The sequence below is a fragment of the Mesorhizobium sp. M7A.F.Ca.CA.002.04.1.1 genome (genome assembly GCF_004022805.1).
GTDB classification, from domain to species: Bacteria; Pseudomonadota; Alphaproteobacteria; order Rhizobiales; family Rhizobiaceae; genus Mesorhizobium; species Mesorhizobium ciceri.
The window spans coordinates 1-7,321 of record NZ_RZPL01000237.1; the positions used below are offsets into that span (position 1 = coordinate 1).

At 63.4% G+C, this 7,321-nt stretch carries 7 protein-coding genes; 5 read left to right on the forward strand and 2 right to left on the reverse strand.

Features of this window, described 5'->3' with window-relative positions; all coding sequences use genetic code 11:
* Positions 1-26: 26 nt before the first annotated feature.
* Positions 27-1,490 (forward strand): AMP nucleosidase, encoded by a 1,464-nt coding sequence (locus ENZ75_RS14510; RefSeq protein ID WP_128278158.1) that lies wholly within the window; start codon positions 27-29, stop codon positions 1,488-1,490.
* Between the two features lie 95 nt (positions 1,491-1,585).
* Complete coding sequence (locus tag ENZ75_RS14515) at positions 1,586-2,608, forward strand: endonuclease/exonuclease/phosphatase family protein (protein WP_245481155.1); 1,023 nt, start codon at positions 1,586-1,588, stop codon at positions 2,606-2,608.
* A gap of 4 nt (positions 2,609-2,612) precedes the next feature.
* Here the strand turns inward: ENZ75_RS14515 and ENZ75_RS14520 are convergent, their stop codons facing one another.
* Both ENZ75_RS14520 and ENZ75_RS14525 read right to left on the reverse strand, forming a co-directional pair.
* The gene (locus tag ENZ75_RS14520) at positions 2,613-3,212 is read right to left on the reverse strand and encodes a DUF922 domain-containing protein (RefSeq protein ID WP_013532619.1); all 600 of its coding nucleotides are present in this window, start codon (positions 3,210-3,212) and stop codon (positions 2,613-2,615) included.
* A gap of 128 nt (positions 3,213-3,340) precedes the next feature.
* Positions 3,341-5,020, reverse strand: a complete 1,680-nt coding sequence (locus ENZ75_RS14525; protein ID WP_013532620.1) for an electron transfer flavoprotein-ubiquinone oxidoreductase — start codon at positions 5,018-5,020, stop codon at positions 3,341-3,343.
* Between the two features lie 221 nt (positions 5,021-5,241).
* Between ENZ75_RS14525 and ENZ75_RS14530 the strand changes: the two genes are divergently transcribed.
* The 3 genes from ENZ75_RS14530 to ENZ75_RS14540 form a co-directional block, all read left to right on the forward strand.
* Positions 5,242-5,886 (forward strand): hypothetical protein, encoded by a 645-nt coding sequence (locus tag ENZ75_RS14530; protein ID WP_013532621.1) that lies wholly within the window; start codon positions 5,242-5,244, stop codon positions 5,884-5,886.
* A gap of 199 nt (positions 5,887-6,085) precedes the next feature.
* Positions 6,086-6,967, forward strand: coding sequence for a uracil-DNA glycosylase (locus ENZ75_RS14535; protein WP_024505277.1), 882 nt, complete (start codon positions 6,086-6,088; stop codon positions 6,965-6,967).
* A 54-nt stretch (positions 6,968-7,021) separates the two neighbouring features.
* On the forward strand, positions 7,022-7,321 hold a 300-nt coding region (locus ENZ75_RS14540), incomplete at its 3' end, for a helix-turn-helix transcriptional regulator (protein WP_164887824.1).

The following is a 7,321-nucleotide window of genomic DNA, read 5'->3' on the forward strand; positions in this document are numbered from 1 at the left end:
ACCCACAAGCCATCGAATCTGTCGTCATGCCGGAGCCTTTTGGCCGGCAAAGCTTTGATAGCGCTGAAAAGGCCGTCAAGGCACTGCAGGCGCTTTACGATCGCAACACCAGGTTCCTGCGCGACTCCTTCGCAGAATTGGCGGCAGCAGGCGGTGATAATGGCAAGCGCTACCGGGCCTTCTATCCGGAGATCGGCGTCACCACCAACTCATTCACCCAGATCGACTCGCGCCAGGCCTATGGGCATATGCCGACGCCTGGGCATTTTTCCACCACCATCACCCAGCCGGGCCTGTTCGAAAGCTACCTCGTCGAGCAGTTGCGCCTGATCATGCGCAATCATGGGGTTGCGGTCACGGTGTCGGAATCGACCACACCCATCCCGCTGCATTTCGCCTTCCTTGAAGGCACCCATGTCGACGGCGCGACGGCAGAGCGCATCAAGCGGCCGATCCGCGACCTGTTCGACGTGCCCGATCTCGACGGCACCGACGACCAGATCGCCAACGGCACCTTCGAAGTCGCCTTCGGCGAGCCGAGGCCTCTGGCGCCCTTCACGGCGCAGCGCATCGACTATTCGCTGCACCGGCTGTCGCACTATACGGCAACCACGCCGCAGCATTTCCAGAACTTCGTGCTGTTCACCAACTATCAGTTCTACATCGACGAATTCGTCGCCCGCGCCCGCGACCTGATGGCCAATGGCGGCGGCGGATACACGGAGTTCGTCGAGCCGGGAAATGTCATCACCAAGGGCGGGCAGAGCGCGCCCAGCGAAGGCGTTGCACCGCCGCGCCTGCCGCAGATGCCGGCCTATCACCTGAAGAAATCGGGACATGGCGGCATCACCATGGTCAATATCGGCGTCGGGCCTTCCAACGCCAAGACCATCACCGACCATATTGCGGTGCTGAGGCCGCATGCCTGGGTGATGCTCGGTCACTGCGCCGGCCTGCGCAACACCCAGGCGCTTGGCGACTATGTGCTGGCGCATGCCTATGTGCGCGAGGACCACGTGCTGGACGACGATCTTCCGGTCTGGGTGCCGATCCCGCCGCTGGCCGAGATCCAGGTGGCGTTGCAGGAAGCCGTCGCCGAAGTCACCGGCCTTTCCGGCTACGACCTGAAGCGCATCATGCGCACCGGCACCGTTGCCACCATCGACAATCGCAACTGGGAACTGCGCGACCAGCGTGGGCCGGTACAGCGTCTGTCGCAATCTCGCGCCATCGCACTCGACATGGAATCGGCGACCATCGCCGCCAATGGCTTCCGCTTCCGTGTTCCCTACGGCACGCTGCTGTGCGTTTCGGACAAACCGCTGCATGGCGAGTTGAAGCTGCCCGGCATGGCGACCGAATTCTACAAGCGCCAGGTGGCGCAGCACCTGACCATCGGCATCAGGGCTATGGAGAAGCTCGCGGAAATGCCGATGGAGCGGTTGCATTCGCGCAAGCTCAGAAGTTTTTCGGAAACGGCGTTCCAGTAGGCCGGTTCCACGCATCGCATGGGCATTTCGTCATCTTGATTGAGCCGCATTACTGCCGATAAGCAGGCGGCATGGAGAGAGCGGGCTTCGGGACATTGCTGATTTCGGTTGCATTCCTGGCAATGCTGGCCTGTTCGATCGCGCTGGTGGCCGGGTTTTTCGGAACGCTGCATCCCGCCTTCGATTCCTTCTCGCATTTCCGCGTCCATCTTGCCGTGCTGATGGCGCTTTGCGCGTTGCCGCTGCTGGCCACGACATTTCGACTGCAAGCGGCCGTGGCACTGCTTTTTGCCGTGGCGGCCTTCGCCACCACTTCCGGCTCGCTGTCCTTCTCCCGCTTGTGGCCGGTTCAGGCCGCCTATGAAGCCAAGAACGAAGACCGCGCGATCTACAAGCTGCTGCAGATGAACCTGCGCTACGACAATCCAACCCCGAAGAAGGTGCTGTCGCTGATCGGCCGGACCAATCCCGACGTGATCACCCTGGACGAGGTGTCGGCGATGTGGGCGACCGAGCTTGGCTATATCAGCAGCGCATATCCATACCGGATCCTCTGTCCTTACCCTAACAAGATATTCGGCGTCGCGCTGCTCTCGCGGCGGCCCTTTGCCGCCGGCACCGAGGCGCGTTGCGAAAGGCGTGGTGCCATGGCGACAGCGACCGTCGACTTCGGCGGCATCGACGTCGATGTCGCCGCGATCCATCTCAGCTGGCCCTGGCCACGCGAGCAGTACTGGCAGATCGGCGAGTTGACGGAGCCGCTTTCCGCGCTCGGCGAGACGGCCATCATGGCGGGCGACTGCAATGCCGCCCCATGGAGTGCCGCCGTGCGGCGGGTCGCGGCGCTTGGCGGGCTGACCGTCATGCCTTCCGCCGGCCCGACCTGGATCCACATCAGGCTGCCGGATTTCCTGCGGCGCTTCGCCGGCCTGCCGATCGACCAGGTTTTCAGCAAGGGCGGCGTGACTATCCATTCGGCGACACGGCTGGAAGACACCGGCTCGGATCACCTCCCGGTCATGGTGGAGTTCTCGCTCAGGCTGAACCAGCAAAAGCCGCTCGACGAACATGAAACCGCGACCGCGGCCATTGTCCAGGCCGGCAAGACGCCAGGCTGAAGGATCAGGGCCTGACCAAAGCGATGACGAGATGCTGGACATGGCCGCCGTCGCGATGCTCGCGCGCATCGAAAGCGAGCTGCTTGGCCTCATATGCGGCATTGGTGGCCTTGATGCGTCGCTGTGCCTCGCGACGTGTCTTGTAGCAGGACCGGTCGTCGGCAATCCTGAGGCCGGAGATGGATCGTTCCGTGGCCCGCATCATCTCCCTGGCGATGCGGCCATGGGTTTCCTCATGGGCGCGGACGCCGGCGAAGAACCGCGTCCAGCGCTTCCGGAGCGTCGGGGTGGTGGCCGAGGCGACACGCGGAAATGTGTAGAAGAGATTGAGCGTGCCGTTGGCACGCCGCAAGCGGCAGACGCCATTGTCCTGGCTGGTGTCGAGGTCCCAATCCACAGCGTAGCCGGTCAGCGCGATGGCATGCGTCATGAAGCCGTGCTTCGGCCCCTTGCGGTCCATAGCTTGGACTAGCGCCAGCCCCGTGTTCCCGGTGATGTCGTAGGTCCGCGTCTTGACCACCACCCTGGTGCCGGCCGAGGCCGCCGAAGCCAGACCGAACAGCGCACCGATCGCCACTAGGCATGCCAGAACCGTCAGGCGCATGGCCATCTCCTTATCGTCAAGGAATGGAACCATAAGCGCGCGGCAGTTTCAACAGTTCTAATGTTCCACATGCCACGGGAGACCCCGAGCCATCGTCGGGACCTTTGCACGCTGCGGCCGGCGCGGGCCTACATGCCCTGATAGACCGGGCCTTCTCCGCCTTGCGGCGGCACCCAGTTGATGTTCTGGTTCGGGTCCTTGATGTCGCATGTCTTGCAGTGGACGCAGTTCTGCGCGTTGATGACGAAGCGCACATCCTTGGCCGTGGGATCGGCGGCGGCGTTGCCGTCCTTATCGACCCACTCGTAAACGCCGGCCGGACAATAGCGCGTCGAGGGGCCCGCAAAGACATCGTGCTCGGAACGCTTCTGCAGCTCCATGTCGCCGACAAGCAGGTGGACCGGCTCGTTTTCCTCGTGATTGGTGTTGGACAGGAACACCGAGGACAGCCTGTCGAAGGTCAGCACGCCATCGGGCTTCGGATAGGCGATCTTCTTGTGCCGGGCGGCAGGCTCGAGCGTTGCGTAGTCGGCCTTGCCATGCTTCAGCGTGCCGAAGGGCGAGACACCGAACAGCGTGTTCAGCCACATGTCGAGGCCGCCAAGGCCGACACCGACGATGGTGCCGAAGCGCGACCACAGCGGCTTGACGTTGCGCACCTTCTTCAGATCCTTGCCGATGTCGGTCGCGCGCCAGGCTTCCTCGTAGGACGCGAGTTCGTCGTTGGCGCGCCCGGCGCCGATCGCCTCGGCGACATGCTCGGCCGCCAGCATGCCGGACAGCACGGCATTGTGCGAACCCTTGATGCGCGGCACGTTGACGAAGCCCGCGGCACAGCCCATCAGCGCACCGCCGGGGAAGGACAATTTCGGCACCGACTGCCAGCCGCCCTCGGTGATGGCGCGCGCGCCATAGCCCAGCCGCTTGCCGCCTTCGAACGTAGCCGCGATCGCCGGATGGGTCTTGAAGCGCTGGAATTCCTCGAACGGCGACAGCCAGGGATTCTTGTAATTGAGGTGGAGGACGAAGCCGACCGCCACCTGGTTGTCCTCGAGATGGTAGAGGAACGAGCCGCCGCCGGTCTTCAAGTCAAGCGGCCAGCCGAAGGAATGCTGGACCAGCCCCGGCCGGTGGTTCTCCGGCTTGACCTGCCAGAGTTCCTTCAGGCCGATGCCGTATTTGCCCGGTTCGCGGCCATCGGAAAGCTTGTATCTGGCGATCAGTTGCTTGGCGAGCGAGCCGCGAGCGCCCTCCCCGATCAGCACATATTTGCCCATCAGCGCCATGCCGGGTGCGAAACCCGGGCCGTGCGTTCCGTCCTTCTCGACGCCCATGTCGCCGGTAACGACACCGGTGACGGCGCCTTGCTCATTGTAGAGCAGGCCGGCAGCGGCAAAGCCCGGATAGATCTCGACGCCGAGCGCTTCGGCCTTGGTCGCCAGCCAGCGGCAGACATTGCCCAGCGAAACGATGTAGTTGCCGTGATTGTTCATCAGCGGCGGCATGAAAATGTTGGGCAGACGGAACGAGCCGGCAGGACCAAGGACCAGGAAATGATCCGCGGTGACCGGCGTCTTGAAGGGATGGCCGTCCTCGTCGCGCCAGCCCGGCAAGAGCCGGTCGATGCCGATCGGATCGACGACGGCGCCGGAGAGAATATGGGCGCCGACCTCACCGCCCTTCTCCAGGACGACGACCGAAAGCTCGGGATTGACCTGCTTGAGGCGGATGGCGGCGGCGAGGCCCGCCGGACCGGCACCGACGATAACCACGTCGAATTCCATGCTTTCGCGTTCGATGTCGCTCATCAACCCCTCCGCACTGGCTTATCCCATTCGGGTATCTTGCTGGCTCCCGCGCTGCATAGCGCATCAATTGACGACAGGAAACCGGCGCATACGTGACAATGCCGTTTTGGCCAAAAAGTCGCGCATTGCGAGGCTGGAAGACTGCTTTTCGCCTGGCATTGCCTGCGGGGCGCGCGTTTTTTAATTGTTCGACGGCTTGCTTATCGGCCATACTTCACGCCATGCGCTTTCCTGGGCCAGCCGGCTTTTCATCGACGCGCTTTCTTTTCCCGCCCGGCCGGATCCGCCGGGCGCTCCTTTTGGCCCTTCTGATGCTGGCGCCGCATCACGCTGCCGCCGACGAAGTGAAGGTCTGGGCGGCGGGCGCCTACTCCTTCTCCGACGAGCTTGGCGGCTTCCACATCACCGGCGCCTCGGGCATCGGCACGAAGGACGATCCGTTCGTCATCACCGAAGAGCTGACTTCGTCAACGCCGGTGACGCTGACGATCCGCACGACAAAGCCGATCCAGGCCTTCGGCAAGGCCGGCGAATTCGCCAACGGCATGATGTATATGCGCATCGAGGTGCTCAACAATAGCGGCCAGGCCTGGGTCGAATTCCAGTTCGAATTGCAGGAGATCCTGAACCAGCCGAGCGTGTTCGGCGACGGGCTTTCCTTCGACCAGCGCAACAAGACGCCGGACAACATCCGGTCGAGCAATTTCGCCGATTTCGATCGCGATTTCGAACCCTATGACCGGCTGCTGTTCAGGAATGGCAAGGTCGACCCGCTGAAAACCGCCAGCTTCGAATTCCTGATGACCGACTACACGCCCAGATGGACCTTCTACCTGGTGCAGGATCCGCGCATACCAACGGGCTGACACGATAGGAATTTTTTCTTGACTCGGTGAGCTCAGCTATGGTACATTTTTGCCTATGGTGCTGAGTTGCGCCAGTGACCCGCCGCACAGGCGGGTTTTTCGTTTGATGCTCCGTCAGCCAACGCGCCGGCGAGAGGCTCCGAAGGAACCCAAGCTGCCAGCCTTGCAAATTGCCGCCACGCGGACGAATGTGGAATCGATGACTGCCGCTTCCCCAACCAACAGACCTGATATCGCCGACCTGCTGGCGTTTTACGCCAGCGTGGGCGTCGACGAGGCGCTCGAAGAGCAGCCGGTGAACCGGTTCGCCGAGGTTGCGCCAAAGCCGATGGAGCGCGCGCCGATCGCAGCGCCTTCGGGTGGCACCGCCGCACCGCTGCGCTCGACGACCGTGTCCCGCGGCGAAGCCGGGGACAGAGCAAATGCACCACCCGTCGCGCGGTCGCCGTCTGCGACGACTGCGGTTCCCGACGAAGCGCAGGCGGCACTTGCCCGCCAATTGGCGACCACAGCAACGACGCTGGACGAGCTTCGCCAGCATATGGCGGCGTTCGAGGGCTGCAATCTCAAGGCCACCGCCAAGAACCTGGTGTTTGCCGACGGCAACCCGGAAGCCGCCGTCATGCTGGTCGGCGAGGCGCCCGGCCGCGACGAGGACATCGAGGGCCTGCCCTTCGTCGGCCGCTCGGGCCGGCTGCTCGACCGCATGCTGGCCGCGATCGGGCTCGACCGCACTTCAGCCTATATCGCCAATGTCATTCCCTGGCGGCCGCCGGGCAATCGCACGCCGACGCCGCACGAAACCGAGATCTGCCGGCCGTTCATCGAACGGCAGATCGAGCTGGTCAATCCCAAGGTGCTGATCAACCTTGGCGGCCCGTCGGCCAAGACCTTGCTCAACACCTCGGAAGGCATATTGCGGCTGCGCGGCAATTGGCGCGTTCACACGACGGCATCCGGCATCGCCATCCCGGCCATGCCGACGCTGCATCCGGCCTATCTCCTGCGAACCCCGTCGCACAAGAAGCTGGCGTGGCGGGATTTCCTCGAAGTGAAGGCAAAGCTGCGAGCGCTCACCTAGCGATAACCTCGCAGGTAATTGAAATGCCGTCCTCACCAGCCTAACCATTCACTCATGACAACAGCCCAAACCTCCGCCGGCAGCCTTATTCGCGAATGGCGCACGCGCCGGCGCATGTCGCAGCTCGACCTCGCCATGGAGGCCGAAATCTCGCAGCGGCATCTGAGCTTCGTCGAAAGCGGCCGCGCCGCGCCCTCGCGCGACATGGTGCTGCATCTGGCCGAGCAATTGTCGATCCCGCTGAGGCAACGCAACCAGTTGCTGCTCGCCGCCGGCTTTGCCCCCAGTTTCGGCGAACGCTCGCTGACCGACACGACAATGGCGCCGGCGATGGCGGCGGTCGAAATCGTGCTC

Bases quoted from the DNA above. Each gene is read 5' to 3' on its own strand.
- ENZ75_RS14510 (WP_128278158.1), top strand. From the start codon at position 27: ATGCCGGAGCCTTTTGGCCGGCAAAGCTTTGATAGCGCTGAAAAGGCC.
- ENZ75_RS14520 (WP_013532619.1), bottom strand. From the start codon at position 3,212: ATGCGCCTGACGGTTCTGGCATGCCTAGTGGCGATCGGTGCGCTGTTC.
- ENZ75_RS14525 (WP_013532620.1), bottom strand. From the start codon at position 5,020: ATGAGCGACATCGAACGCGAAAGCATGGAATTCGACGTGGTTATCGTC.
- ENZ75_RS14530 (WP_013532621.1), top strand. From the start codon at position 5,242: ATGCGCTTTCCTGGGCCAGCCGGCTTTTCATCGACGCGCTTTCTTTTC.
- ENZ75_RS14535 (WP_024505277.1), top strand. From the start codon at position 6,086: ATGACTGCCGCTTCCCCAACCAACAGACCTGATATCGCCGACCTGCTG.